The following is a 25,162-nucleotide window of genomic DNA, read 5'->3' as shown; positions in this document are numbered from 1 at the left end:
CGGGATCGTGAACAGGAGGTCTTTCGATGATTCTACCTACCGGTACGACAGTAGTAGTCGCTGACGGCGAGACGGTCCGCTTGTTCCACAATACGGGCGTGAAGCCGGGGGTGCATCTGATCGAGTTTACGGAAGCTCCGCCTGCACCTGCCCACGCAGGTTCGGGTGCGCGCCATCACAGCGGTTCCGCCAACCCCGATGCCAAGCGGTTGGCCGAGGACAACTTCGCGGCCGCGACCGCCGCGTTCCTCAACAAGCTCAGCCTGGACGGGGCCATAGAACACCTGGTCGTTGTCTCCGACCCCAGGACTTTGGGGGAGATGCGCAAGCACTTCCACCGTGACCTGAAAGGCAAGATCATAGGAGAGCTCGCGAAGGACTTCAGCCGGCGTTCACTTCAGGACATCGCCTCACTAATTGCCGACGCCTGAAGCGTTCGCTTGAAACGGCCGTTGTGCAAGCCGCTCCAGACATAACCCACATGAATAACTCAGTTAGCGACGAAAACGACCGCACTTGACCAACCTGAACCAGAATGTCCCGGGATTACTGATCACCGCGGGCGGAGAAAAGACCGGCCATGACGACAAGCGAGAACACGCCTGCAACGGTTTCGACGAAGACAAAAAAGCACGACACTGAGGACGCGATACGAAGCGCGACCGAGTATCTGATAGCGACGCGTCAGGCCGAGCGCGCGCTGAAGGCGGGCGACCATGCACCGTCCTTTCGGTTGCCGGACCACTGCGGCGTCGAGGTGGCGTCGGACATCTTGCTCAGGCGTGGTCCGTTGCTCCTTACATTCTACACCGGCATGTGGTGCCAGGCATGCAGCCGGGATTTGCAGGCGTTCGAGTCCCACCGCCAGGAGGTCGAGGCGCGCGGTGCGTCTCTCGTGAGCATCTCGCAGCAGACGGTTGCAGAGAATGTAAAAGCCCACACAAATTTGAAGCTCGGTTTTCCGATACTTTGCGACCGAGGCGGCCGAATCGCGGCGCAGTTCGGCGTGCGCTGGTCTATTCCGGAGCTGCTCCGAGACACCCACAGTAAGAGCGGCATCGACCTCCCACGTCTCAATGGAGACGAGAGTTGGACACTGCCGATCCCGGCCCGCTTTATCATCGATAAGGCGGGGCTCATCGCCTACTCCGAGATCAATCCCGGCCAGTCCGGCAGTTCTCCGCCGCGAGACGTCCTGCCGGTGTTGGATCACCTGCGCAAGCTGCGCGCCGCTTGAATCGTCGACGTTGCCGGATGTGTCGCGAAACTTAGGATTTTCACGCCATTCAACCGCGCGACGGTGGAGGGCGCTTCATCGTCAAAAGCTCGGTTACGTCATGCCGATCATCTGCGGATGAGATAGCAACTGTCAGCCATTTCCCGTCAATGTATGTTTTAGCTTCATCGTAGAGCGTAACCAACTGCGAGCGCCAGACATAACGCCGCTCCTCAAACTTCTCTCGTTCGGCTCGTCCCAACACCACCACGGCCGAGAACAGCCTGTACTCCGGCACCAAGGTGCAGAACGCCTTGGTCTTCTTGTAGCGCAGGGACCAACCGCGTTTCTTGCCACCATAGAGCCAATCCGGCGCGAAAACGCCGGGGTAATATGCCTCGATCCAGTTCCGCAGCTCGGCCCAATGGTCGAACGCATCCGGCCCAATCCAGTCGCGGACGGTGCTATCATCAGGCGGTGTTGATCTGTCGGTGATCCTGTCGCCGAGCCGGGGGGACTGATCCATGTCGCTTTCCTTGCACCTCAACTTCATCACATAAGCTTCAGGAGATTTGGCGGCCCACACCTAGATCTGCGCAAAGGATCTGTCGCGATAGCCCGAGTTTCAATCGGCCTTGCGCCTGAAATCTGCTCAGTCGCAGACTACGGACTTCTGCGACGGACCTCATCCAAAGCAATGGGGCATAGGCGAAATACCCGTCAAAGCACAAAGCTCGGCCGCGGAGTCGGGGACACGGATTTTGGACTCCCGGCGCGTTCGTTGTGGACAGCCTGAGCTCACTGACGCGCTTTTGAGCCGCGTGAGAGTGGGGCGCACGTCGTCGTGTCATCCGGCCGCGATGCGTCGCATGCTTCGGGCAAGCGTGATGCCCGGCGACGTTCGACGCGGCGCGCGGCTGACCCTTTCAGGGTTCCGGGCAGACGCGTCTCCGGTCCTCTGGCATTGCCTCCGAGGTCCGCGCGCCGGGGCCATTCCCCTATCTCTAATTCGATGCCGGTCCCAATCAGCTGCTGGATCTATGCGGCCGGCCGGTGCTCAACAGCGATGGCACGTTCTCGCTCCCCGAAGCGCCGGGTCTGGTGATCGACCCAGCGCGGAACGCCATGGAACCGCGTCGCGGAAGATGCAGCGGGGCGCGGAGGCCACGCCGTAGGCCTTGGCTGTTCACACCATGCAGCGTCAACCCGCCACCATGGATCTCTGCGGCCGCCCGCGCGATGGCGGGGCCGAACCCGAAGCCTGAGGCCTCGTCGGTCATGCTCCGCGCCGCGTCACCACGCGCAGAGGGCTCCATCACGCTGGCCTTTGGCGCGTCGGCGATAAGCACTGGCGTGGACACGTGGGGTTCGCCGTGCAGTTTCGGCCCTCGACCGCGGAATTCCCTTACGCTTGTTCAGGCACACGAACGAAGGCATAGTGTACGTCTGGCGGATGCGAGGAAAAGGCGGTAGCGCTCCTTCGACGCGCCCCCTGTCAGAGAGGGGCGACGCGAGACTGTTCAGGAGGCTCTAACGTTTATACAGCGGTCGGCACGAGTATCACCGTGCACATGGTGCTGATCGACGAACTTGGCCGCCGCCCGGAAATGTCCGCCTGTCACCGCCAGCACAGTGAAGCTCTCGGCATCCAGCTCGTTGAACATGGTGAGCGCCGTCGCGCTTCTCGAGATCGATCCGCCCGGATCCTGCTCCGCCACTGGGACTGCGTCCATCACCTGATCTCACTCGGTGTACGCGACCACCCGGCGGACATGGGCGCACAGGTCCGCTACGGGACGTGCGAGCCGCCGCCGTGGCCGGTTTGGCCGCCTGGCGTCGAACCCTGAACTGCGGGCGTTTCATCCTCTATGCGGTCATCGCCGAATCCGACTTTTGGTCCTCATGGGACCGGCTGGCGAACATCGAGGGCGATAGGCCGCCGAGGCTCGTATGGGGTCTGACGGTGTTGTAGTCGAACCGCCAAGCCTCGATGATCCTCCGCGCCTCGGCAAGCGAGGAGAAGGCGTGTTCATTGAGGTATTCGTCGCGCAGGCGGCCGTTGGGCTTTCCACGAAGGCGTTCTGGATCGGCTTGCCTGGCGCGATGTAGCGCCACTCTATGGCGGTCTCTTCGCAGAAGCCCAGGATGGCCCGGCTGACCAGCTCGGTGCCGTTGTCCGACATGATCATGCAGGGTCGACCGCGGCGGACGATGACGTCAGTGAGCTCGCGCACCACGTGGGCCCGCAGAGCGAGGTGTCGACCACGGCCGCAGGCACTCGCGGGTGAAGTCGTCGACGATGTTAAGCACCCGGAAGCGCCGGCGGTCGTTCAGGGCATCGGACATGAAGTCGAGGCTCCAGCGCTGGTTCGCCCCCGGCGGGACGGCTGCCGGCGCTCTTGTGCCGAGCGCCCGCTTGCGCCCGGTGCAGAGCAGCCGGAACGGCTCGCGCAGCAACGGCGGTCTCAAGCGTTTGATCGAGAATTCAAGGCCCAAAGCTGTCTGTCACAGCCGACGGGTCCTTCTCTGACCCCGGCACCGCTTTGGTCACGTAGGCCTGCACGGTTGCCCCGACATGATCGACGATGATTGCGCGACAATCCAGAGGTGCATCGACACATCGCTGAAGCGACCGCCCTCGGCCGCCCCGGCCTGCCCGACGACATCGGCCCGATGATCGCTTCGCTCCTCTCCGAGGACAATCGCTGGGTGAACGCGCAACGCATCGAGGTGTCGGGCGGGCAGTCGATCTAGCTCTTTCCACTGCCGTTCTTCTTGAGCATGCCGCGAAACGGCGACGCGTGGTAGACCACCCAGCCTGTTCCGACCGCGTACAGCACGGTGCCGAAGCCGCCCGCCCCGAACATCCAGCCAATCGGGAGCACCGCCAGCCCTATCGCCGTGTGCTGACAAAAGCCGGTCATCCAGCCATCGTTCACGCTGACATGGCGGGCTTGAGGACGTCCTCGCACCATTGGCGGAAGCTGGTGGGCGTATCGGATGACGAAGACGCCGTACGCTCCACCAGATGATCCATGCCCTCGTTCTTGGCCGTCATCATGTTGACCATGGCTTGCGCCATGCCTTCCGAGGCACCCCGCTGGATCATCATCGCCTTCAGATCGTCCATGCTCATGAGATGATACTGCACAGGTTTTCCGATGACATCAGAGATGATCGTCATCATCTCGTCGAAGGAGATGTCTTCCGGACCGAGCATCGGGACGATGTCGACGCCGGTCCAGGACGGATCGAGCAGCAGGCGCACCGCCACGGCGGCCACGTCGCGCGTCGCACAAGCCGGCTCTTTGAGATTGCCGGGAGTCGGCCAGTAGAACGCGCCGTGATCCCGGATCAGCGCAGCCTGGCGCAGGACATTCTCCATCAGGCTGGCACAGGCGAGGGCCCGGTAGCTCACGCCGGTGCTCGCGATCAGATCGTCCATCTTCAAGGTCCCCGTCACATGGCCGGCGTCCTCCGGCCATCCGCGACCGAGCGCCGAGATGCCAACCACCTGCTTGACCCCGAGTATTTTGAACGCCTCGCAGGCCGGTCGCGCGAAGTCCACATAGGCGGCCTCGGCGCTTGGCGCGCGCGGATCGCCCGGCACCAGCCAGAAGACACGGTCGGCGCCCTCGAAGGCCTTCGCAACCACGGCGGCTTCGCTGTGCGATCCTTCGATCACCTCGACGCGGCCAAGCACCCGCGCAGGCAATTTGGAAGGATCACGTGCGATCACGCGAATCCGCTCGCCGCTGTCGAGAATGTTCACAAGAACCTGGCTACCGATATTGCCCATGGGCGCAGTCACGACAATCATGGGATGTCTCCTGGTGTCTCCAGCAGGTGGGGCAGACCTTCGTCACGTCCTGCCAGCAATGGTTCCGTGACAGATGCGCCATGGGCCGCGAACGATCCATGCTCTACAGTTCGCGTTTTCATCGCGATCGTTCAGTGGCAGCCTGAATGGACCCGCTTTCCGATATTCTCGCCCTGCTGAAAACCCGCAGCTACGTGTCCGCCGGTTTCGAGGCGGGCGGTGACTGGTCGATCCAGTTTCTCAGCTATGAGGGGATCAAGTGCAACGCCGTTCTTTCCGGCCAATGCTGGCTGGCCATGGGAGGGCGTATCCGACCCGGTGCATCTCGAGGCGGGGAACTGCTTCCTTCTGCCCAAAGGGAGGCCGTTCCGGCTTGCGAGCGATCTGGCCTTGCCGTCGACCGATGCCAATGCCGTCTTCGCGCCGGCGCGGCGCGGCGGCATCGCCCGGTGCAATGGCGGAGGGGACTTCTTCCTTGCCGGCAGCCGCTTCACCTTGGCTGGCGGCCACGCCGATATTCTGCTCGGCGTACTTCCGCCGATCGTCCACATCAGCAAGGAGGCGGAGCAGGCGTCCCTGCGCTGGCTTCTCGAGCGGATGCGGCAGGAGCTGCGCGAGACACAGCCGGGCAGCAGTCTGGTGGCGGAGCATCTCCCCATCTGATGCTCGTCCAGGTGCTGCGGCTCTATCTGCGGGAGGGGATGGAGGGACATGTGGGCTGGCTCTTCGCCTTGGCCGACAAGCACATCGGCAAGGCGATCGATCACATGCATGCCGATCCCGGACATCGCTGGACACTGCAGGAACTGGCCCGCAATGTCGGCATGTCGAGGACGGCTTTCGCTCTGAGGTTCAAGGAGACAGTCGGGCTCTCGGCGATGGACTATCTGACGCGCTGGCGCATGGTGCTCGCCGGTGAGAGGCTCGCAGGTTCCAACGACACGATCCCGGCCATCGCGGCGGCGCTCGGTTGCGAATCCGAGAGCGCCTTCGGCGCGGCCTTCAAGCGGATCATGGGCTGTTCACCTCGGCAATACAGCCGCCGCCGAAGAGGCGAGCTTCTCACGACGGATCGGAGACGCCAGGAGGCTTCAGACGACCAGTTCGAGCGCGGGGGCGATCACGTCGCTGTTTGAGCGCTCGGCCGTGCTGCTGCTCGTCGCGCTTCGCTGGTTGCGCCTGCGGTCGTAGGGACCAGAGCACATACTAAAGCCTATGTAGCTAATTCTTAGAGGTCATCCACACACCCGATGATAAACGCTATAAAGCCAAAATGATCTTGCCCCGCGCTCGACCTGAGGCCTGATATTCTAACGCCCGCGCGGCCTCCTGGAGCGGCACGACGCGGTCGGTGAGTACCTCGATCCCGGCTGCCACCCTCTCAACAACCGTTGCGAGACGGTGTGCATCCGAGCTGTGAAAGACAAAGCTGGCGTCTACATTGTGCGCCTTCGCTCGTGTCTCATCCGGTGGAGTGACAGTCGAAGCAAGAAAGCCGCCGGCGCGTATCACGGCGTAAGAGCGCGCCAGCGTATCGCCGCCGATCGTGTCCAGGACCACGTCCACATCGGAGACGCGCTCAGCGAAGTCTTCGTTCCGATAGTCGATCACCACGTCCGCTCCAAGACGGCCCGCAATCGCAACGCTGCTCCCGGAGGCTGTCGCGATCACGCGCACACCGGCCTGCCGGGCGAACTGAATGGCGAAGCTGCCGACGCCGCCCGCGCCCGCATGGACGAGCGCCGATTGTCCCTCCCGAAGCTGGGCAACCTCGAACAGCGCCTGCCATGCGGTGCCCGCGGCCGTCGGAATGCCGGCAGCTTGCTCGAAGGTGATCGCGTCGGGTACTCGGACAAGTTGGTCAGCGGACACAAGAGCGTACTCCGCAACAGCGCCACCATTTGTGGGGCCAGTCCGCGCGACAATCCGATCGCCAATGCGCCACCCGGCAACCTCGCTGCCCATCGCATCGATGACACCACTCACATCGGTTCCGAGCGTATACGGAAAGGTGAGTGGGAAGAACGCGTCCATATCGCCGCGTCGCAGCTTCACATCGAGCGGATTCAGGCCGGCGGCCACGACGCGCACCCGTACTTCGCCGCTGCCGGGCCGGAGTGCATCAACATTCTCGACGACGGGATCGGCTCCATAGCCATGAATGCGGAACGCCTTCATTGCCCCTGCTCCCCGGCGCCCGTGGCACCGATCTGGTGCAGCCAGCCGAACCAGTCTTCCATGTGCCAGGTGTGGGTTACACGCCCGTCCCGCACATGATGGAATTCGTGGATCGGCAGCGTGAAGCGGGTCCCGGTCGGCGGGACGCCGAACCATGCCCCGATGCGTGCCGGAAATTTCAGCGCGGACGGCAGCGCGACCCGGTGCATCGATCACTTCATGAACCGTGACGCGCGCATCAGGGAATGCGGCGCTGAAGGCCCGGATCAGCGGCTTCATGCCCTCTCGGCCAGGCGCTTGGCCGGGTGCCAGCGGAATATCCTGCCAGTCTTCTGTCACCGCCTCGTTCAGGAGGTCGGGATTGTGCTCGGAAAAGGCGCGGTAAAGGGTCTCGATTGCGATGCGGTCGCTGTCCGCGAGACCACCAGATATGACGATGTTGCCTTGCAACATTGAATGCCTCCTTTGACGCTGACGGTAGACATCCGAAAGGCATTCTTGAAATCGATACTCAGTATGTGGCAACATCCATGCCGTGGATTTACACGGAATAGATTTGAACCTGCTGGTCGCCTTCGATGCGCTGATGGCGGAAAGAAGCGTCACGCGAGCGGGTAAGCGGATTGGGCGAACGCAGCCGGCAATGAGCGCAGCGCTGTCGCGGCTGCGCGCGCTGTTCCATGACGAGTTGTTCGTACGTGGCCCCTCAGGACTGCAACCGACCCAGCGGGCAAGCGACCTGGCCGAGCCGCTCGGCCGGGCTTTGGCCGAGATCAGCCGCACGCTTGACTTCACACAGCGCTTCGAACCGGCAACGTCCTCGCAAGCGTTCACACTTGCCCTGTCAGACCATCCGGCCTTCCTCCTGCTTCCGCGCCTGACCCACGTCTTGCGAGAGCGGGCGCCCAACGTGACGCTCCGCATCAACGCGTTCACGCATCGGGACGATGCAGTCTCGATCCTCGATGCCGGTGACGCCGATCTGACAATCGGTGTGCCGCCGCGCCAGTCTGTCGGAGGCCGCATTCTCAGCCGGCCGCTATTCGAAGAGCGTTTCGTGTGCATCTTGCGGCGAGGCCACCTAGCGGCTTCCCGACCGCTTGATGTCCCGAGCTTCCTCAGCCTCTCGCACCTTCTCGTCTCCCCGGAAGGAGACAGGTTCGGTCAGGTCGATGCCGCCTTGGCCGCAGCAGGGCAGCGCAGGCGCATCGCCCTGTCGCTTCCCCAAATGTATGCCGCTCCTGCCGTTATCGCCCGATCCGACATGATCGCCACTGTCATGGAGGGCGTCGTGACGGCTTCCGCTTGCCGGGACGAACTCTTCGTCCTGCCACCACCGATCGAACTGGCTCCCGTATCGTTCGTCATGTCCTGGCACCGGAGGAACGATGCGCACCCCGTCCAACGTTGGCTTCGTGAAATTCTCTCGGAACTCTGCACCGATCATCCGGAATATCGATGACCAGATATATCCCATGTCGATGACGCGTAGTTAGTCTCACCTTAGCTTCCGAAACGACCAATAGCGTCTCTGAGGTGTGGCCGCAGCTCGAAAGCATCCGAGCAGACCAACGAAGAACTCCTTGGATTTCTACGCCAGGTGCACTGATAATCACCCAGAGCATTTCACAGTTATCATCCGTGGGTAGCCGAGAAGAACGTACCCGATCGTTTGGTTTGATAGCCAGGTGCCGGCGACGAGCAGGAGCCCTGCTCCTTGCTGCGTACGGGCGGCGGCAAGTGTGGCCAGGGCTGCAAACGGCGTGGTGCAGGCCAGCCCAAGGCTGAACAAGAACTCAATCCCGCGACGAGAGAGATCCGGATGGTTTCCTTCGTTGGCCCGGCAACTTTAGCCGTCAATTTGTGCGCCCGCTCGTTCGCATTCGCTTTCTCCACGTCAGTCCCAGGCCAGAGCACCGCCATTTTGATATTCAATGACGCGCGTCTCAAAGAAGTTCTTCTCCTTCTTGAGGTCCATCGTCTCGCTCATCCAGGGGAAGGGGTTGTCCGCCTCGGCGAAAACGGGCTGGAGGCCGAGCTGGGCGCAGCGGCGGTTGGCGATGAAGTGCATGTACTGCTCGCACAGCGCCGCATTCAGCCCGAGGAAGCCGCGCGGCATGGTGTCTTTGCCGTAGGCGGCCTCCAGCTCAGCCGCGTCCTTCAGCATGCCGCGGACCTCGTCCTGGAAAGCTTTCGTCCAGAGATGCGGGTTCTCGATCTTGATCTGGTTGATCACGTCGATGCCGAAGTTCAGGTGAATGCTCTCGTCGCGCAGGATGTACTGGTACTGCTCGGCGATGCCGACCATCTTGTTGCGCCGGCCGAGCGAGAGGATCTGCACGAAGCCGGTGTAGAACCACATCCCCTCGAAGACGACATAGAAGGCGACGAGATCGCGGAGGAAGGCCTGGTCTGCCTCGGCCGTTCCGGTCGAGAAGGCGGGATCGTCGAGCGACTGCGTGTGTTTCAGCGCCCAGGCCGCCTTGTCGGTGATGGAGGGCACCTCGCGGTACATGTTGAAGAGCTCACCCTCGTCGAGGCCGAGGCTCTCGACGATGTACTGGAAGGTGTGCGTATGCACCGCCTCCTCGAAGGACTGGCGCAACAGGTACTGGCGGCATTCCGGGTTGGTCAGGTGGCGGTAGATCGCCAGCACGATGTTGTTGGCGACGAGGGATTCCGACGCCGCGAAGAAGCCGAGATTGCGCTTGATGGCACGGCGCTCGTCTTCGGTCAGCCCGTCCCCGGACTTCCATAGCGCGATATCGGCCTGCATCGCGACTTCGGTCGGCATCCAGTGATTGTTGCAGCCGGCGAGATACTTCTCCCAGGCCCATTTGTACTTGAGCGGCAGGAGCTGATTCACGTCGGCGCGGCAGTTGATCATGCGCTTCTCGTCGACACTGACGCGCCCGCCGGAGCGGTCGATCTCGCCGAGACCTGTCGCATCGACGACGGGGGCGTCCTTGGAGAAGGCGGGATGAAGGGAGGCCGCCGGATCGCCTTTCGTTTCTGACCAGTTGAGCATGGTGGATTCTCCTCGTTCTCTGCTCACTGGCAGGCTTCGCAGGTGGGGTCATCGATCGAGCAGGCGTTCGGTACTGCAGCACCGTTGCCGAGGGGAATATCGACGATGATGGGGGCGGCCGCGACCGGAACGCTGACCGAGACCGCGTTGAGCTTCCCGTCGGTGCCTTTCAGGGTCGACTTCTCGACATGGGTCGCCGACAGCGCACGCAAGTAATAGGTCGTCTTCAGGCCGAGCCGCCACGCAAGGCGATAGGCCTCGTCGAGTTTCCGGCCGGAGGGGTGTGCCATATAGAGGTTCAGCGACTGGCCCTGATCGATCCATTTCTGCCGGCGCGCCGCGGCCCTGATCAACCACTCGGTCGGAATCTCGAAGGAGGTAGCGTAGAGTGCCTTGAGATCGTCGGGCACGCGATCGATCTGGCTGACCTTGCCATCATAGTATTTGAGGTCGGAGACCATCACTTCGTCCCAGAGTCCACGCGCCTTGAGGTCATGCACGAGATCAGCGTTCACGACGGTGAAATCGCCCGACATGTTCGCCTTGACGTAGAGCTGGCTGTAGGACGGTTCGATCGACTGCGAGACGCCGACAATGTTCGAGATCGTCGCTGTCGGCGCGATCGCCATGCAGTTCGCGTTGCGCATGCCCGTCGAGATGACGCGGGTGCGCAGGCTATCCCAATCCAGGGTGGCCGAGCGGTCGAGGTCGACATCGCCGTCACGAGCTTCGGCGAGGATATCGAGCGAGTCGATCGGCAGGATACCCTTCGACCACAGCGACCCCTCGAAGCTCGGATAGCGACCGCGCTCGGCGGCGAGATCGACCGAAGCAGAAATCGCGTGGAAGCTTATCGCCTCCATTGACGTGTCGGCGAAGGAGACGGCCGCCTCCGACGCTGCCGGCAACCGCAACGTCTGCAGCGCATCCTGAAAGCCCATGATGCCAAGGCCGACCGGGCGATGGCGCAGATTCGAACGGCGTGCTTCGGGGATTGTGTAGAAATTGATGTCGACGACGTTGTCGAGCATGCGCATCGCGGTCTTCACCGTGCGGGCGAGCCGTTCATTGTCGAGCCCCGCGGCCGTCACATGCGCCGCCAGGTTGACCGAGCCGAGATTGCAGACGGCAACCTCGTCTGCCGAGGTGTTCAGCGTGATCTCCGTGCAGAGATTGGAGGAATGCACCACCCCGGCATGCTGCTGCGGCGAGCGCAGGTTGCAGGTGTCCTTGAAGGTGATCCAGGGGTGACCGGTCTCGAACAGCATGGTCAGCATCTTGCGCCAGAGATCGACGGCGGCGACCTGCTTGAACACCTTGATCCCCCCACGCTCCGCCTTGGCCTCATAGGCCTCGTAAGCCGCCTTGAAGGGCTTGCCGTAGAGATCGTGCAGATCCGGCACCTCGTCCGGCGAGAACAGCGTCCATTGCCCGCCGGCCTCGACGCGCTGCATGAACAGGTCAGGAATCCAGTTCGCCGTGTTCATGTCATGGGTGCGGCGACGCTCGTCGCCGGTGTTCTTGCGCAGGTCGAGGAATTCCTCGATGTCGATATGCCAGGTCTCGAGATAGGCGCAGACGGCCCCCTTGCGCTTGCCGCCCTGATTGACGGCGATGGCGGTGTCATTGGCGACCTTGAGAAACGGCACCACGCCCTGGCTCTCGCCGTTGGTGCCCTTGATATGGGCGCCGAGTCCGCGCACCGGCGTCCAATCGTTGCCCAGGCCGCCGGAATATTTGGCGAGCAGCGCATTGTCCTTGATGGCCTTGAAGATGCCATCGAGATCGTCAGAGACCGTGGTCAGGAAGCAGGAGGAAAGCTGCGGCCGCAGCGTGCCGGCATTGAACAGCGTCGGCGTCGAGGCCATGAAGTCGAAGGAGGACAGCAGCCGGTAGAACTCGATCGCCCGCGCCTCGCGGTCGATCTCGCGCAGCGCCAGTCCCATGGCGACGCGCATGAAGAAGGCCTGTGGCAGCTCGAAGCGGGTGCCGCGCGAATGCAGGAAATAGCGGTCGTAAAGCGTCTGCAGGCCGAGATAATCGAATTGCTGGTCGCGCTCGGGGAGCAGGGCGCCCGCCAGCCGGTCAAGGTCGAAGCGGCCCAACTCGGGATCGATCAGCTCCTCGGCGATGCCGGCCTTCACATAGGCGCGGAAATAGTCCGGGTAGCGTTCCGCCATCTCGGCCTGCGTCGCCTGGTCCGGGCGGCTGGAAAGGAAGCTCAGCGCCTCGCGGCGCAACTTGTCGTTGAGCAGCCGTGCCGAGACCTTGGCGTAGTTTGGCTCGGTCTCGATCAGCGTGCGCGCGGCAAGGATCGGCGCGAGCGCCAGCTCGTCCTCGCTGATGCCGTCATAGAGGTTGCGGCGGGTCTCGGCGAGAATCGCGCGTGCGGAAACGTCGTCGAGGCCGGCCGCCGCCTCCTGAACGACGGCCTCGAGCCGCGCCTCGTCGAGCGGCACCAACGCTCCGTCGAGCGCCTTCATGTGCAGCACCGGCGCCGCGGCGGGCGTCGGGGCCTTGGCAGCCGCTCGCTCCCGCGCCCGCTCCTCGCGGTAGAGCACATAGGCGCGGGCGACCTTATGATGCTCGCCGCGCATCAGGGCGAGCTCGACCTGGTCTTGGATATCCTCAATGTGGAAGGTGCGCCCGGTATCGGCGCGCCGCGTCAGCCCGGCGACGATCTGCTCGGTGAGCAGGGCTACGATCTCATGGACACGCCGCGAGACGGCCGCGCTGTTCCCTTCGACCGCGAGAAACGCCTTCGTCAGCGCCACGGCAATCTTGGAGGCGTCAAAGGGCGTCACCGAGCCGTTGCGGCGGATCACCTGATATCCCGGTGAATCGCTGGGGGAGGCCGCCGATGGCGAATGAACGGGCTCGGGCCGCGACACTCCGCGTTCGGTTTCGAGAATGAGAGACATCGGCTATCCCATCAGATTGAGGGCAAAGGCCGAGCGGATGCGACATGGCGAATGCCGGCGCAGACCGGCGACATGGCCACGACGACCCACCGGGACACCCCGCCCGAGGACGTTTCATCGAGATCACGGCAGGTCTCCTGGCTCGCGGGTCGATGCTCGCGTCCGTCTTCCCAGCGCCTCGTGGCACCAGTGACGCAGTGGACGTGAACTCGCCGCTTACAGTTGCGGGGGCAGCTCCGGCTCCTCACCGGATTCCCTCTTAGCGCTCGACTCTGAATCGAGAGACCGTGACTACTAAATATAGTGTGTCGCGCGATATTGATTGTCAATATCTGGGTTTGCCAAGGAGTACGCTGAGCGCACACTGTGCCCATGCGGGCGGTTGCGCACGGCCTTGCGCTTCTTCGCTGCCTCCAACCGCGTTGGCGCGCGGTTCGTCGCAGATCTGGTTTTCAGCCTTCCCGATCTTCTGCCGAAATGATAGGCAGATGCAGCGCTAAAAGGTGGATTTACTTTGCGGGTGATGCGGCGAGGTCAGGGATCGTGGATTGCGCTTGTCGCAGCCTACGTCCTCGTGCTCCAGGCGCTTCTCTCCGCCTTCGTGATCGGCAGCCTCGGCTGCGCCCGCTCAGCTTGACGCCTTTGGCAATATCGTCTGCACGTCGCATGGCGCCGATCGCTCACCGACCCACGATGGGTCGTCCGATCCGCACAAGCTGTTCGACTGCTGCAGCGTCGGCTGCTGCATGTTCGCACCGGCTCTCATGCCGCGCAGTGCGGCGGGGGGTGTCGTCGTGGCGCGCAGCCGCGAGCTCGCGCTGTTTCCCCGCCCCTTCGCTCGCATTACATCGCGCGGCCGGGAGGGAAGTCCCGGCAATCCGCGAGCGCCTCCCATATTCGCCTGATCCTTCGGATCGCGCTGTCCGGAACGACCCAGCCGTCTTGGCGAGGTGTGGTGGCCGGCCGCAGTGCATTGGGCTGACCGCCGCCGGCTGATGCCGGTGCGGTGCCCCTCGCGATCCGATGCGCACCGCGCCATGCGTAGCGCCTGATCCTCACATCCAAAAGCATCCCGCTCCGCGCCAATGAGCGCGGTGGGGCTTCACCTTCGCTGCATCGGCCACGCAGCGCGGCGCGCCAGCGATCGATCAATCGACTCCTCAAACGGAAGAACCCGATATGAAAACTCTGCACACGACCCTCTCCATCGTCACATTTCTGCTCGCCGGAGCGTCGGCCGCCTCCGCTCACGTTACGCTCGAGACCGAGGAGGCGCCTGTCGCCTCGATCTACAGGGCCGTCTTCCGCGTACCGCATGGTTGCGAGGGCAAGGCGACCGTCAAAGTGCGCGTGCAGATTCCCGAAGGCGTGATTGCCGTAAAGCCTCAGCCCAAGGCCGGCTGGACACTCGAAAAGGTGAAGGGGAAATATCCCAAGTCCTACGACTACTATGGCACGCCGACCCGCGAAGGCGTGAAAGAGATCTCCTGGAGCGGCAACCTGCCGGACGACGAATACGAGGAGTTCATCGCCCGAATCTATCTGACTGGCGATCTCAAGCCCGGGACCATGCTCTACTTCCCGGTCGTTCAGGAATGCGCGGACGGCGCCGCCGAACGTTGGATTGAGATTCCCGAAGCCGGAAAGAGCGCCGATGACTATGAGACGCCGGCTCCCGGCCTGAAGCTTCTTAACGTCATCCGCCGCATGTTGCCGAGGGGCCGACCGCGCCTCGACAGTTCACAGCGGGAGAACGCCGCCAGAACAGGCCGACAATTGGCACAGGCAGGACAATCCGGCTCGGTTCATCTCACCGATAAGGCTGGTCAGCGAGGGTCAGCACCGGCGTTCGGAAGCCCTGGCGTTCGGTTGACCTTCATGAGAGGTGCGCGCGTGGAGGAGGACCGGGGCAATTAGAGCAAGTTGGGGATGAGGCCCCCCGCGCGAGCCAACCTTCGAGCTCGCATTTACAGAGTATATGTGTTGATCCTGAGTTGTTTACGGCTACCAATCGCCGGGCTCAAGCGTCATCCGAAGCAAGGGCTACGGCTGCACCTTGCCGGTCTTTACCACTGGACCAAAGGATCGGCACGGGCCTGCTTTCGCGGTGACACGCACGCGAGTCGCTCGGCTCCGCAAATCGGGAAAGGCTGGCTCCTTCACCGCGCTCAGCCTCGTGAACTATTCCGAACTCGCATAGAATCAAACCGATATTGCGTTGGCTTCGGTGTGAGGCCGATGCCATCATCCCCGTCGGTTGGATCCCGAAGTGATTGAGAATTCATGGGCGCCGCGGCTTCACCGGCGCAGAGGCTTTGCAGGGCGGGGAAGGTATTGTCAAGCAAAGACGAGTTCCTCTATCCGCTTGTCGCGCCGTATCGCAGCTTTCGGCTGCTGGTCGGGGACGGGCACGAGCTACAGGTGGAGGAAAGTGGCAATCCGGACGGTCTGCCGGTCGTCTTTCTCCACGGCGGGCCGGGGGCCGGCACGAAGCCGGCACAGCGGCAGACCTTCGATCCCGACGTTTTCCGCATCGTCACCTTCGATCAACGCGGCGCCGGTCGATCGACGCCCCACGCCGCCGTCGACGGCAATACGACGCTGGACCTCATTGGCGACATCGAACGGCTGCGCCTCCATCTGGGCATTGAGCGCTGGCTCGTCGCCGGTGGCTCATGGGGCAGCTGCCTAGCGCTCTGCTACGGCGAAGCGCATCCGGAGCACTGCCTCGGCTTTCGCCTTCACGGCATCTTCATGGGCTCGCCCGCCGAGATCGACTGGTGGTTCAACGGCGCCCGCATGATCTTTCCCGATAAATGGGAAGCCTTCGCCCAGTTCGTGCCGGAGATTGAGCGCGGCGATCTGCTTGAGGCCTATTACCGCCGCCTCGTGAGCGACGATCCCGAGGCGTGTCTTGCCGCCGCGATCAGCCTCAGGACCTTCTCGGCCGCGACGCAGACCTTCCTGCCGGATCCCGAGCATGTGGCGAGCATCAACGAGGCCATGGCCGCGCTCGCCGTGGCGCGGCTCTTCACCCACTATTGCGTCAATGGCTTCTTCCTGGAGCCGGGCCAGATCCTGCGCGACCTGCCGCGCATCCGGCATCTGCCGGTGGAGATCGTGCAGGGGCGCTACGACACCGTCACGCCGATGGCGACCGCCTGGGCGCTGAAACGGGCCTGGCCAGAGGCCCGCTTCACGATCGTCGACGACGCCAATCACGTGGCGACCACTGCCGCACCGGCGCTCTCGCACGCTCTGCGCGCGGCGACCGACCGCTTACGGCAGACGGTGCTCGCCAACGCGGCTTGAAAGGGGAAGACATGGTCGAGCAACCCGGCAGCATGGGAGCGGACATCGGGGCCTATATCGACATCCGCACGGCCAAGAGCCCGGCCGTCTCGCCGGACGGTGAGCTCCTCGCCTATCTTTCGGACGAGAGCGGCACCCACCAGATCTGGCTCAAGCCCACCGCCGGCGGAGCGCCTTGGCGGCTCACCGACTTGCCCGAGCCGGTCGGCGCCATCGCCTTCAGCCCGAAGAGCCGCGACCTTCTCTTCACGATGGACTGTGGGGGCGACGAGCGGCACCAGCTCTGGCTCGTTCCGGAGGCGTCCGGGCTGGCTGTGCCACTCACCGAAGATCCGACGACGCTTCACGCCTGGGGCTGCTGGTCGCCGGACGGCACGCGCATCGCCTTCGCCGCGAACAGTCGCGACAAGTCGCAGATGGACCTCTTCGTCATGGAGGTCGCGACCCGCGAGACGACCGCGGTGCTCCAAGGCGTGGGCTACCGTGAGGCGATCGCCTTTTTCCCGGACGGCCGGTCGCTTCTCGTGCGCGATGCGACCCGCGCCATGAACGATCAGGACCTGTTCCGGCTGGACCTCGGGACGGGCGCGCTCGAGCCGCTGCTGCCGCATGAAGGCCGCGCGCAATACCGTGCGCTCAAGACGAGGAAGGACGGCAGCGGCTTTTTCCTTGTGGCCGACCACGAGCACGCGTTTCACGCGCTCGGCTTCTATGCGCTCTCGGAGAAACGCCTCACTTGGCTCGTCGAGCGGGACAACCAGGATATCGAGGCCGTGGCTGTGTCACCCGACCAGCAGCGGCTTACCTATGTCGTCAACGACGAGGGCTGGAGCCGGCTTTTCCTGCGCGAACTCGAAACGGGCGAGAACCGCGAACTGCGCGGGTTCCCGCTAGGCACGATCGCCTCCGTGGCCTTCACGCCGGACAACGCGAGCGTCGTCTTCCCGCTGGAAGGGGCGGCGACGCCCGGCGACATCTGGCGCTACGATCTCGCCGGCGAAAAGCCGGAGCGCCTGACCAAGGCATCGAAAGCGGGGGTCGACGTCTCGAGCTTCATTGAACCCACGGTCGAGCGGGTCGGGAGCTTCGACGGGCTGCAGGTCCCGGTTTTCGTCTACCGGCCGAGGGCGAAGGCGCCGGCCGCTGGTTATCCGGCCGTTATTATCGTTCACGGCGGACCTGAGGCGCAGTGGACGCCGGGCTTTCGCGCCGACGTTCAGTATATGCTGGCGCAGGGCATCATGGTGGTGGCGCCGAATGTGCGCGGCTCGACCGGCTACGGCCGACCCTACCAGCATCTCGACGACAAGGAGCGGCGCATGGACAGCGTCGCCGACCTCAAAGCCGTACGGCTCTGGCTCGGCGGCCTCTCCGAGGTCGACGAGAGCCGCATCGCCGTCTTCGGCCGCTCCTACGGCGGCTTCATGGTGCTTGCCGCGCTCACCGAATATCCGGAGCTGTGGAAGCTCGGCATCGAATTCTACGGCATCGCCAACTTCGAGACGCTGCTCGAGACCACCGGCCCTTGGCGCAAGCATCTGCGCGCCGCGAAATACGGCGATCCAGTCGCCGACAAGGACCTGCTCGCGCGCATCTCGCCGATCCGCAAGATCGACCGAATCCGCGTGCCGCTGCTCATGGCACAGGGCCTGGACGACCCGCGCGTGCCGCCCGGCGAGAGCGAGATGATCTTCTCGGCGCTGCGTGGGCTCGGGCGGTCCGTCGAATATCTGCGCATTCCGCACGAGGGCCACGGCTTCGCACGCATCGAGAACCGGCGGACGGTGTTCGGCGCAGTCGCCGATTTCCTCGCCCGCCATTTGTGAGCCACGACAGCACATCAGCGCTCGGCCGCCGAGCGGAGATCCGACCAGAGGACAGCGTCATGCAGAACTCGGAGCAGATTTGGCAATTGGTCGACGACCATCGGCGCGAATTCGAGGACTTGAGCGACCGCATCTGGGGCATGCCCGAGATCGCCTATACGGAATATAGCTCGGTCGCCGAGCATACGGCCATGCTGAAAGAGCAGGGCTTCAAGGTGACCGAGAACCTCGCCGGCATCCCGACCGCCGTCATGGGCGAAGCCGGCGAGGCCGGGCCGGTCATCGCCATTCTCGGCGAATATGACGCCCTGCCGGGCCTGAGCCAGATCGCTGGCATCGCCGAGCGCCAGCCGGTGGAGCCGAACGGCAACGGCCATGCCTGCGGCCATAATCTCCTCGGCTCGGCGGCGCTGCTCGCCGCCACCGCGGCGAAAGATTGGCTCGCCGCCACAGGCCGGCCGGGCCGGGTCCGCTATTACGGTTGCCCGGCCGAAGAGGGCGGCGCCGCCAAGGCCTTCATGGTGCGCGCGGGCTGCTTCGAGGATGTCGACATCGCCATCACCTGGCATCCGGCCTCGATGACGCGGGTCGACGAGGGGCTGTCGCTCGCCAATACCCGCATGGACTTCCACTTCACCGGCCGGGCATCGCACGCCGCCGCTGCGCCGCATCTCGGCCGCAGTGCGCTCGATGCGGTTGAGCTCATGAATGTCGGCGTCAACTACATGCGTGAGCATATGCCCTCCGACGCGCGCATCCATTATGCGATGCTCGATTCCGGCGGCATCGCGCCCAATGTTGTGCAGGCTTCCGCCAAGGTGCGCTACGCGATCCGCGCCCGCGACCTCGCTGGCATGCTCGCCCTCAACGAGCGGGTAAAGAAAATCGCCCAGGGGGCTGCCCTGATGACCGAGACGACGGTCGCGATCTCCATCATGAGCGCCGTGTCCAACATCCTGCCGAACACGCCGCTCGAAGAGGCCATGCACCAGAACATGGAGCGCCTCGGGCCGGTACCGTTCGACGCGGCCGATCGCGACTATGCGGCTAAGATTCAAGCGACGCTGAGCGAGGAGGACATCCGCAACGACTACCGGCGCGTCGGCCTGCCCGTGCGCGAGAATACGCCACTCTGCGACTTTATCGTGCCGCATGATGTCAAGGGCGAGCCGATGATCGGCTCGACCGATGTCGCCGACGTGAGCTGGGCCGTGCCGACCGTGCAGGCGCGGGTCGCAACCCATGCCATCGGCACGCCTGGCCACTCCTGGCAGATTACCGCCCAGGGCAAGGCGCCGGCCGCTCATATGGGCATGGTGCATGCTGCCAAGATCATGGCCGGCACGGCGATCAACGTGATGCTCGACGAGACCTTGATGGCGCGCGCCAAGCGCGACCATCAGGAGCGCACGGCCAAGACACCATATGTGTGCCCGATCCCTGAAGACGTGAAGCCACCGATCCAGCCGCGGCCCAAGGCCGCCTGATCCCGCTTTCTCCGCCGAGCGCCGCGAACAAGAGCGCCGGTCAACCTTGCCAGAGGACGGAGTTTGACATGCACAACCGCGAAATCGTCATCAAGGCGACACGACGAGAACGGAGCCGGGAGCGCTTCCGCTTCACCGCCACTGTTGCCGGACTTTGCCTCAGCCTTGCGGTGGTCGTACCGGGGGCTTCGGCAGCAACCCCGAAAAGCGCGCTGGTGATGGCGTGGAATATCGATGCCATCTCTACCTTCGACCCGGCGCAGATCGGCGAGGTGGTGACCAACGAGCTCGTGCAGAATACCTGCGACACGCTGGTCGACTTCGATCCTGCCGACGAACGCAAGATCATCCCGCTGTTCGCCGAGAGCTGGGACGTCTCCGAGGATCGGAAGGTCATCACCTTCCACCTGCGCAAGGGCGCGAAATTTCCCTCCGGCAATCCGGCGACCGCCGGCGATCTCGCCTGGTCCATGCAGCGCGTCGTGAAGCTCGGCTTCGGCAATGCCGCGACGCTCACCGAATACGGCTTCACCAAGGATAACGTGGACGAGCGGATCACCGCGCCGGATGACGCGACGCTCGTACTCACATTCGACAAGCCTTATCCCACCAACCTCCTCCTGCAGGCCATCGCCGCCAACCGTGTCTCCGCCGCCATGGACCGCAAGGTGCTCACGGCGCACGAGCAGAACGGCGACATGGGCAACAAATACCTCGCCACTCATACCGAATGCGTCGGGCCCTATCGGCTCGTGCAGTGGAATGCGGGCGAATCCGTTCTCCTGCAGGCGAACGACGATTACTGGGGCAAGAAGCCGGCCCTGAAGCGCATCCTCATCCGCCACGTTGCGGAGGCGGGCACGCAGCGCCTTCTCCTCAGCCAAGGCGACGTCGACGTCGCCCGCGACCTCACACCGGAAGACATCAAGGATCTCGAAAAGTCGCCGGACATCACGGTCATGAAGGTCTTGCGGCCGCAGCTCATGCACTGGTCCTTGAACGCGACGCGCGGCCCCTTCGCCAATGAGAAGGTGCGCGAGGCCATGCATTACCTGGTCGACTATGACGGCCTCGCCAAGACGGTGATGCACAATGTCGGCGTGCCGCGCGCCAGCTTCGCGCAGATCGGCGCAGTCGGCGCCCTCGATGAAAAGGAGGGCCAGCCCTTCAAGCTTGACCTCGCCAAGGCCAAGGAGCTCCTCAAAGAGGGAGGCTATCCGGACGGATTCGAGGCGGGTCTCATCACCGGCACCTTGCCGCATTATGTGCCCGTCGCTCAGAGCGTGCAGGAGAACGCAGCCAAGGTCGGCGTGAAGTTCAAGATCGAGCGGATGGCCAATGCGCAGCTCTTCAGCCGGGCACGGGGGCGTGACTTCGATACGGTCATCATGGCCTGGCAGACGAGCGTGCCCGATGCCCACGGCAATGCCTCGCGCCTCGTCTACAATCCCGACAACCGGCCCGAGGCGAAGCTTACGCAATATCCGGTGTGGCGCACCGGCTGGGCTGACGAAAGCATGAATGCCAAAGTGCAGCAGGCGCTGCTCGAACCCGATCCGACGAAGCGCGATGCGATCTACGCCGATCTCCAGCGCGAATTCATGAAAAAGGGATCGATCGCGGTGATGTTCCAGATCTACAACGTCGCCGCCGTCCGCAAGGAACTGAAGGGCTGGACCTGGAACGGATTCCGCACTTATTACGACGCCACCTCGAAATAGGGCCGGGCCGATGGCTGACGTTGTAAACGTCGTCCCGCGCCGGCTCGCCGTCCCGGAGCGGGCAAGCCTCTCGTCCTGGGGATGGGCCGCCGGCCGGACCGTCCTCTCCGTCGCCGCGACGCTCCTCGGCCTTGCGGCGCTCACCTTCTTTATCGGAAGGCTCCTGCCGCTCGATCCCGTCGTGGCCGTCCTCGGCGACAACATCAGCCAGGAAACCTATGAGGCGATGTATCGCCAGCTCGGCTTGGACCAGCCGCTCTGGATACAGTTCGCCTCCTATCTCGGACATGTCGTGCGGTTCGACTTCGGCAATGCCTTGACGACGAGCAGGCCGGTGATCGCCGACATTGTCCGCGTCTTCCCCGCAACCCTCGAACTCGCCAGCGTCGCCATCGTGATCGGCACCGGCCTCGGCATTCCGGCGGGCGTCATCGCTGCGATGTACCACGGTTCCTGGATCGACCATCTGGTCCGGCTCGTCAGCCTCCTCGGCCATTCCGTGCCGACCTTCTGGCTCGGACTCATGGGCCTCGTGCTGTTCTATGCGACGCTTGGCTGGGTCGGCGGGCCGGGGCGGATCGATATGATCTACGAGCTCGATATCGAGCCAGGGTCTGGCTTCCTCCTGCTCGACAGCGCGTTGAGCGGCAATTGGGAGGTCTTCGCCAATGTCTTCGGGCATATCATCCTGCCGGCCTCGATTCTCGGCTTCAGCGCGCTTGCCTATATCGCGCGCATGACGCGCAGCTTCATGATCGAGCAGCTCGGGCAGGAATATGTGGTTACAGCCCGGGTGAAGGGAATGTCCTGGACGCGGACCGTTTGGGGGCACGCCTTCCCCAATGTCGCAGTGCAGGTCATCACCGTCGTGGCGCTCTCCTATGCCTTCCTCCTCGAAGGCGCGGTGCTCACCGAGACGGTCTTTGCCTGGCCCGGCTTCGGCCGCTATCTCACCAATGCGCTGCTCGCCGGCGACATGAACGCTGTCGTAGGCTGCACGCTGATCACCGGCCTTATCTTCGTCGGGCTCAATCTGCTCTGCGATCTCCTCTACCGCGTCTTCGACCCGCGAACACGCTGAGGTCTGCCATGTTCAATGACACCCTCGCTCCCACGCGCGCCGCCGGCCTCCGGGGCTGGCTCGGCGCGCCCGTCCCGGCTTCGCCCTTCCAAGCCCGGATGCAGCAGCTCTGGCTCAAATGGTGGCGGTTGCGCACCAACCCATCCGCGCTCTTCGGCATCGTTGTCATCCTCCTCGTCGTGGTGATGGCGGTTTTTGCGCCGCTCCTCACGACTCACGACATCTATGCCCAGAACCTCGCCGGTCGGCTGATGAAGCCCTCGGCCGCGCATTGGCTCGGCACAGACGAGCTCGGGCGCGACATCTATAGCCGGCTCATCTATGGCGCGCGCATCACGCTTTATATCGCCGGCCTCACCGCCATCATTGCCGCCCCGCTCGGGCTGATCGTCGGCACGACCGCCGGCTATATCGGCGGTTTCCTCGACACACTGCTCATGCGCATCGTCGACGTCTTCCTCGCCTTTCCGAGCCTAATCCTAGCCCTTGCCTTCGTCGCCGCGCTCGGCCCCGGCATCGAGAATGCTATCATCGCCATCTCGCTCGCCGCCTGGCCGCCCATCGCCCGGCTCGCGCGCGCTGAAACGCTGTCGATCCGACGCTCGGACTATATCGCGGCCGTGCGCATGCAGGGCGCCTCGGCGCTGCGCATCATCCTCGGCCACGTGGTGCCCATGTGCGTGCCCTCGGTCATCGTGCGCATCACGCTCAACATGGCGACCATCATCCTGACCGCCGCGGGCCTCGGTTTCCTCGGCCTCGGCGCACAGCCCCCCTCGCCGGAATGGGGCGCCATGCTCTCTTCGGCGCGCCAATTCATCCTCACCAACGGCTGGATCGCCGCCATACCCGGCTCCGCCATTCTCCTCGTGAGCCTCGCCTTCAACCTTCTGGGCGACGGGTTGCGCGACGTGCTGGATCCGCGCCATGGCTGAGACGCTGCTTGAGGTAGACGACCTTTCCATAGGTTTCGCCGGCGCGCATGGCACGCACCAGGCGGTGCGCGGGATCTCCTTCACCGTCGGGCGCGAGAAGGTCGGCATCGTCGGCGAATCCGGCTCGGGCAAATCGCTGACCGGCCGCTCGATCCTGAAGCTCACGCCGAAGACGGCGCAGGTCTCAGCGAAGCGGCTCTCCTTCGACGGCATCGATCTTCTCGCCGCCTCCGAGCGCCGGATGCGACAGATCCGCGGCAACCGCATCTCGATGATCCTGCAGGATCCGAAATTCTCCCTGAACCCGCTGATGCGCGTCGGGCACCAGATCACCGAGGCTTATCGCCTGCATCACCGCGTCAGCCGCAGGGCCGCGCAGGACAAGGCGCTCGCCATGCTGGAGGCGGTGAAGATCCGCAATCCCGAGCGCGTCTTCCAGCTTCTGCCGCACGAGGTCTCCGGCGGCATGGGCCAGCGCATCATGATCGCCATGATGCTCATTCCGGAGCCGGACCTCATCATCGCCGACGAGCCGACCTCGGCGCTCGACGTTACCGTGCGCCGTCAGGTGCTGACCATCCTCGACGAGCTCGTCTCGCGCCGCGGGGCGGGGCTCATCTTCATCAGCCACGATCTCAATCTCGTGGCCGATTTCTGCGACCGCGTGCTCGTCATGTATGCCGGCCGGATCATGGAGGATCTGGCGGCGCGCGACCTTCACAACGCGCGCCACCCCTATACGCGCGCGCTCCTCGACAGCCTGCCGCGCCTCGACCGGCCGGTCGAGACCTTGGCCGTGCCGGCGCGCGACCCGGCTTGGCTCACCGGCCCGACCCTGCGCAGCGGAGCGGCGGCATGACGGCGGGCGCCGGCACGATCCTGGAGGCCCATGGCCTCAGCGTCGCCTTCGGTACGGGGGCGATGACGACGCGCGCCGTCGACCACGTCTCTTTTCACCTTCTGCGCGGCGAGGCCTTCGGCCTCATCGGCGAGTCCGGCTGCGGCAAGTCGACCGTCTTGCGCGCGCTCGCGGGCCTCAACACCGCCTATGACGGCGCAATCCTCTTCGCGGGCAAGGAGCTGCCGCACCGACGCGACAAGGACTTCTTCCGGCGGGTGCAGATGGTCTTCCAGGACCCTTATGGTTCGCTCCATCCGCGCAAGATGGTGCAGCACGTGCTCGCCGAGCCCTTGAAGATTCACAACTTCGACCGGCGGCAAGAGCGCATCGACGCGGTTCTCGGCGCCGTTGGTCTTGGCCCGCAGTTCCGCTACCGCTATCCGCACGAGCTCTCGGGCGGCCAGCGCCAGCGGGTGGCGATTGCTCGGGCGCTCGTGATCGAACCGGAGCTTCTTCTCCTCGACGAGCCGACCTCGGCGCTCGACGTCTCGGTGCAGGCGGAGATCCTCAATCTGCTCAAGTCGCTCCGGCGCGAGCGCAACCTCACCTACCTCATGGTCAGCCACGATCTTCCCGTCGTCACCCATCTGTGCGAGCGCATCGCCGTCATGACCGAGGGGCGGATCATCGAGGAGATGACGGCCGCCGACGTGCGCGCTGGCCGCGCCGAGGCTCCCTACACCCGCGAATTCCTGGAAGCGAGCGTCGGCTATCGGCCGGTCGCCTAGGAGGAACC

At 64.1% G+C, this 25,162-nt stretch carries 18 protein-coding genes, 5 pseudogenes and 1 riboswitch; of the genes and pseudogenes, 14 read left to right on the top strand and 9 right to left on the bottom strand.

Annotation, left to right across the window (positions count from 1 at the left end):
* The first annotated feature begins 26 nt into the window (after positions 1-26).
* Positions 27-431, top strand: a complete 405-nt coding sequence (locus tag ACFQU1_RS08610) for a host attachment family protein (RefSeq protein WP_378131328.1) — start codon at positions 27-29, stop codon at positions 429-431.
* 149 nt (positions 432-580) lie between these two features.
* Positions 581-1,237, top strand: coding sequence for a peroxiredoxin-like family protein (locus ACFQU1_RS08605; protein WP_378131326.1), 657 nt, complete (start codon positions 581-583; stop codon positions 1,235-1,237).
* A 49-nt stretch (positions 1,238-1,286) separates the two neighbouring features.
* Here ACFQU1_RS08605 and ACFQU1_RS08600 read toward each other — a convergent pair whose 3' ends face one another.
* The 3 genes and pseudogenes from ACFQU1_RS08600 to ACFQU1_RS08590 all read right to left on the bottom strand — a co-directional run.
* Complete coding sequence (locus tag ACFQU1_RS08600) at positions 1,287-1,742, bottom strand: DUF3788 domain-containing protein (RefSeq protein ID WP_378131324.1); 456 nt, start codon at positions 1,740-1,742, stop codon at positions 1,287-1,289.
* Positions 1,743-2,736: 994 nt separating this feature from the next.
* Positions 2,737-2,949, bottom strand: coding sequence for a hypothetical protein (locus tag ACFQU1_RS08595; RefSeq protein WP_378131322.1), 213 nt, complete (start codon positions 2,947-2,949; stop codon positions 2,737-2,739).
* 133 nt (positions 2,950-3,082) lie between these two features.
* Positions 3,083-3,640: pseudogene (locus ACFQU1_RS08590) on the bottom strand (integrase core domain-containing protein); the annotation flags it as partial.
* 165 nt (positions 3,641-3,805) lie between these two features.
* Between ACFQU1_RS08590 and ACFQU1_RS08585 the strand changes: the two are divergent.
* A pseudogene (locus tag ACFQU1_RS08585) lies at positions 3,806-3,970 on the top strand (3-oxoacyl-ACP reductase); the annotation flags it as partial.
* On the opposite strand, the gene ACFQU1_RS08580 reads toward ACFQU1_RS08585, so the two are convergent.
* The gene (locus tag ACFQU1_RS08580; protein WP_378131320.1) at positions 3,967-4,140 is read right to left on the bottom strand and encodes a hypothetical protein; all 174 of its coding nucleotides are present in this window, start codon (positions 4,138-4,140) and stop codon (positions 3,967-3,969) included. The pseudogene ACFQU1_RS08585 and the gene ACFQU1_RS08580 overlap by 4 nt on opposite strands.
* An 11-nt stretch (positions 4,141-4,151) precedes the next feature.
* A complete protein-coding gene (locus ACFQU1_RS08575) occupies positions 4,152-5,036 on the bottom strand; it encodes an NAD(P)H-binding protein (protein ID WP_378131318.1) in 885 nt (294 codons plus the stop codon).
* Positions 5,037-5,182: 146 nt separating this feature from the next.
* Here ACFQU1_RS08575 and ACFQU1_RS08570 point away from each other — a divergent pair.
* A pseudogene (locus ACFQU1_RS08570) lies at positions 5,183-6,172 on the top strand (AraC family transcriptional regulator).
* A 124-nt stretch (positions 6,173-6,296) separates the two neighbouring features.
* Here the strand turns inward: ACFQU1_RS08570 and ACFQU1_RS08565 are convergent.
* Together ACFQU1_RS08565 and ACFQU1_RS08560 are read right to left on the bottom strand one after the other, a co-directional pair.
* Positions 6,297-7,214, bottom strand: a complete 918-nt coding sequence (locus ACFQU1_RS08565) for an NADP-dependent oxidoreductase (RefSeq protein ID WP_378131316.1) — start codon at positions 7,212-7,214, stop codon at positions 6,297-6,299.
* A pseudogene (locus ACFQU1_RS08560) lies at positions 7,211-7,667 on the bottom strand (ester cyclase). Before ACFQU1_RS08560 ends, ACFQU1_RS08565 begins: the two are co-directional and overlap by 4 nt.
* Positions 7,668-7,770: 103 nt before the next feature.
* Between ACFQU1_RS08560 and ACFQU1_RS08555 the strand changes: the two are divergent.
* Positions 7,771-8,676, top strand: a complete 906-nt coding sequence (locus ACFQU1_RS08555) for a LysR family transcriptional regulator (RefSeq protein WP_378131314.1) — start codon at positions 7,771-7,773, stop codon at positions 8,674-8,676.
* A gap of 435 nt (positions 8,677-9,111) precedes the next feature.
* On the opposite strand, the gene ACFQU1_RS08550 is transcribed toward ACFQU1_RS08555, so the two are convergent.
* Positions 9,112-10,242, bottom strand: coding sequence for a ribonucleotide-diphosphate reductase subunit beta (locus tag ACFQU1_RS08550; protein ID WP_378131312.1), 1,131 nt, complete (start codon positions 10,240-10,242; stop codon positions 9,112-9,114).
* 23 nt (positions 10,243-10,265) lie between these two features.
* Positions 10,266-13,163 carry a ribonucleoside-diphosphate reductase subunit alpha gene (locus ACFQU1_RS08545; RefSeq protein WP_378131310.1) on the bottom strand — a complete coding sequence of 966 codons (2,898 nt, stop codon included), beginning with the start codon at positions 13,161-13,163 and terminating at the stop codon, positions 10,266-10,268.
* Between the two features lie 109 nt (positions 13,164-13,272).
* Positions 13,273-13,468, bottom strand: a riboswitch (cobalamin riboswitch).
* An 874-nt stretch (positions 13,469-14,342) separates the two neighbouring features.
* Between ACFQU1_RS08545 and ACFQU1_RS08540 the strand changes: the two are divergent.
* The 9 genes and pseudogenes from ACFQU1_RS08540 to ACFQU1_RS08500 form a co-directional block, all read left to right on the top strand.
* Positions 14,343-14,855, top strand: a pseudogene (locus ACFQU1_RS08540) (YcnI family protein); the annotation flags it as partial.
* A gap of 642 nt (positions 14,856-15,497) precedes the next feature.
* Entirely contained in the window at positions 15,498-16,475 is a 978-nt protein-coding gene (gene pip, locus ACFQU1_RS08535) for a prolyl aminopeptidase (RefSeq protein WP_378131308.1), read from the top strand.
* A gap of 11 nt (positions 16,476-16,486) precedes the next feature.
* A complete protein-coding gene (locus ACFQU1_RS08530; RefSeq protein ID WP_378131306.1) occupies positions 16,487-18,301 on the top strand; it encodes a S9 family peptidase in 1,815 nt (604 codons plus the stop codon).
* 59 nt (positions 18,302-18,360) lie between these two features.
* On the top strand, positions 18,361-19,788 hold the full coding sequence (locus tag ACFQU1_RS08525; RefSeq protein WP_378131304.1) for a M20 family metallopeptidase: 1,428 nt from the start codon (positions 18,361-18,363) through the stop codon (positions 19,786-19,788).
* A gap of 68 nt (positions 19,789-19,856) precedes the next feature.
* Positions 19,857-21,509: an ABC transporter substrate-binding protein gene (locus ACFQU1_RS08520; protein ID WP_378131302.1), complete on the top strand. Its 1,653-nt coding sequence runs from the start codon at positions 19,857-19,859 to the stop codon at positions 21,507-21,509.
* A gap of 10 nt (positions 21,510-21,519) precedes the next feature.
* Positions 21,520-22,590: an ABC transporter permease gene (locus ACFQU1_RS08515; RefSeq protein WP_378131300.1), complete on the top strand. Its 1,071-nt coding sequence runs from the start codon at positions 21,520-21,522 to the stop codon at positions 22,588-22,590.
* An 8-nt stretch (positions 22,591-22,598) separates the two neighbouring features.
* Positions 22,599-23,525: an ABC transporter permease gene (locus ACFQU1_RS08510; protein ID WP_378131297.1), complete on the top strand. Its 927-nt coding sequence runs from the start codon at positions 22,599-22,601 to the stop codon at positions 23,523-23,525.
* Positions 23,518-24,384 (top strand): ABC transporter ATP-binding protein, encoded by an 867-nt coding sequence (locus tag ACFQU1_RS08505; RefSeq protein ID WP_378131295.1) that lies wholly within the window; start codon positions 23,518-23,520, stop codon positions 24,382-24,384. Before ACFQU1_RS08510 ends, ACFQU1_RS08505 begins: the two co-directional genes overlap by 8 nt.
* Positions 24,381-25,154, top strand: a complete 774-nt coding sequence (locus tag ACFQU1_RS08500) for an ABC transporter ATP-binding protein (RefSeq protein ID WP_378131293.1) — start codon at positions 24,381-24,383, stop codon at positions 25,152-25,154. The genes ACFQU1_RS08505 and ACFQU1_RS08500 overlap by 4 nt, the downstream gene beginning before the upstream one ends.
* Positions 25,155-25,162 lie beyond the last annotated feature (8 nt).

This window comes from Chelatococcus sp. GCM10030263 (assembly GCF_042666455.1).
Taxonomy (GTDB): domain Bacteria; phylum Pseudomonadota; class Alphaproteobacteria; order Rhizobiales; family Beijerinckiaceae; genus Chelatococcus.
Note: the sequence above shows the minus strand (reverse complement) of the source record. Positions and strands in the feature narration are given on the sequence as shown.

What these genes read in the sequence shown, in the direction of transcription:
- ACFQU1_RS08595 (WP_378131322.1), bottom strand. Translation starts at nt 2,949, where the DNA reads ATGGACGCAGTCCCAGTGGCGGAGCAGGATCCGGGCGGATCGATCTCG.
- ACFQU1_RS08600 (WP_378131324.1), bottom strand. Translation starts at nt 1,742, where the DNA reads ATGGATCAGTCCCCCCGGCTCGGCGACAGGATCACCGACAGATCAACA.
- ACFQU1_RS08550 (WP_378131312.1), bottom strand. Translation starts at nt 10,242, where the DNA reads ATGCTCAACTGGTCAGAAACGAAAGGCGATCCGGCGGCCTCCCTTCAT.
- ACFQU1_RS08510 (WP_378131297.1), top strand. Translation starts at nt 22,599, where the DNA reads ATGTTCAATGACACCCTCGCTCCCACGCGCGCCGCCGGCCTCCGGGGC.
- ACFQU1_RS08610 (WP_378131328.1), top strand. Translation starts at nt 27, where the DNA reads ATGATTCTACCTACCGGTACGACAGTAGTAGTCGCTGACGGCGAGACG.
- ACFQU1_RS08545 (WP_378131310.1), bottom strand. Translation starts at nt 13,163, where the DNA reads ATGTCTCTCATTCTCGAAACCGAACGCGGAGTGTCGCGGCCCGAGCCC.
- ACFQU1_RS08515 (WP_378131300.1), top strand. Translation starts at nt 21,520, where the DNA reads ATGGCTGACGTTGTAAACGTCGTCCCGCGCCGGCTCGCCGTCCCGGAG.
- ACFQU1_RS08505 (WP_378131295.1), top strand. Translation starts at nt 23,518, where the DNA reads ATGGCTGAGACGCTGCTTGAGGTAGACGACCTTTCCATAGGTTTCGCC.
- ACFQU1_RS08565 (WP_378131316.1), bottom strand. Translation starts at nt 7,214, where the DNA reads ATGAAGGCGTTCCGCATTCATGGCTATGGAGCCGATCCCGTCGTCGAG.
- ACFQU1_RS08575 (WP_378131318.1), bottom strand. Translation starts at nt 5,036, where the DNA reads ATGATTGTCGTGACTGCGCCCATGGGCAATATCGGTAGCCAGGTTCTT.
- ACFQU1_RS08525 (WP_378131304.1), top strand. Translation starts at nt 18,361, where the DNA reads ATGCAGAACTCGGAGCAGATTTGGCAATTGGTCGACGACCATCGGCGC.
- ACFQU1_RS08530 (WP_378131306.1), top strand. Translation starts at nt 16,487, where the DNA reads ATGGTCGAGCAACCCGGCAGCATGGGAGCGGACATCGGGGCCTATATC.
- ACFQU1_RS08500 (WP_378131293.1), top strand. Translation starts at nt 24,381, where the DNA reads ATGACGGCGGGCGCCGGCACGATCCTGGAGGCCCATGGCCTCAGCGTC.
- ACFQU1_RS08580 (WP_378131320.1), bottom strand. Translation starts at nt 4,140, where the DNA reads ATGACCGGCTTTTGTCAGCACACGGCGATAGGGCTGGCGGTGCTCCCG.
- ACFQU1_RS08605 (WP_378131326.1), top strand. Translation starts at nt 581, where the DNA reads ATGACGACAAGCGAGAACACGCCTGCAACGGTTTCGACGAAGACAAAA.
- ACFQU1_RS08520 (WP_378131302.1), top strand. Translation starts at nt 19,857, where the DNA reads ATGCACAACCGCGAAATCGTCATCAAGGCGACACGACGAGAACGGAGC.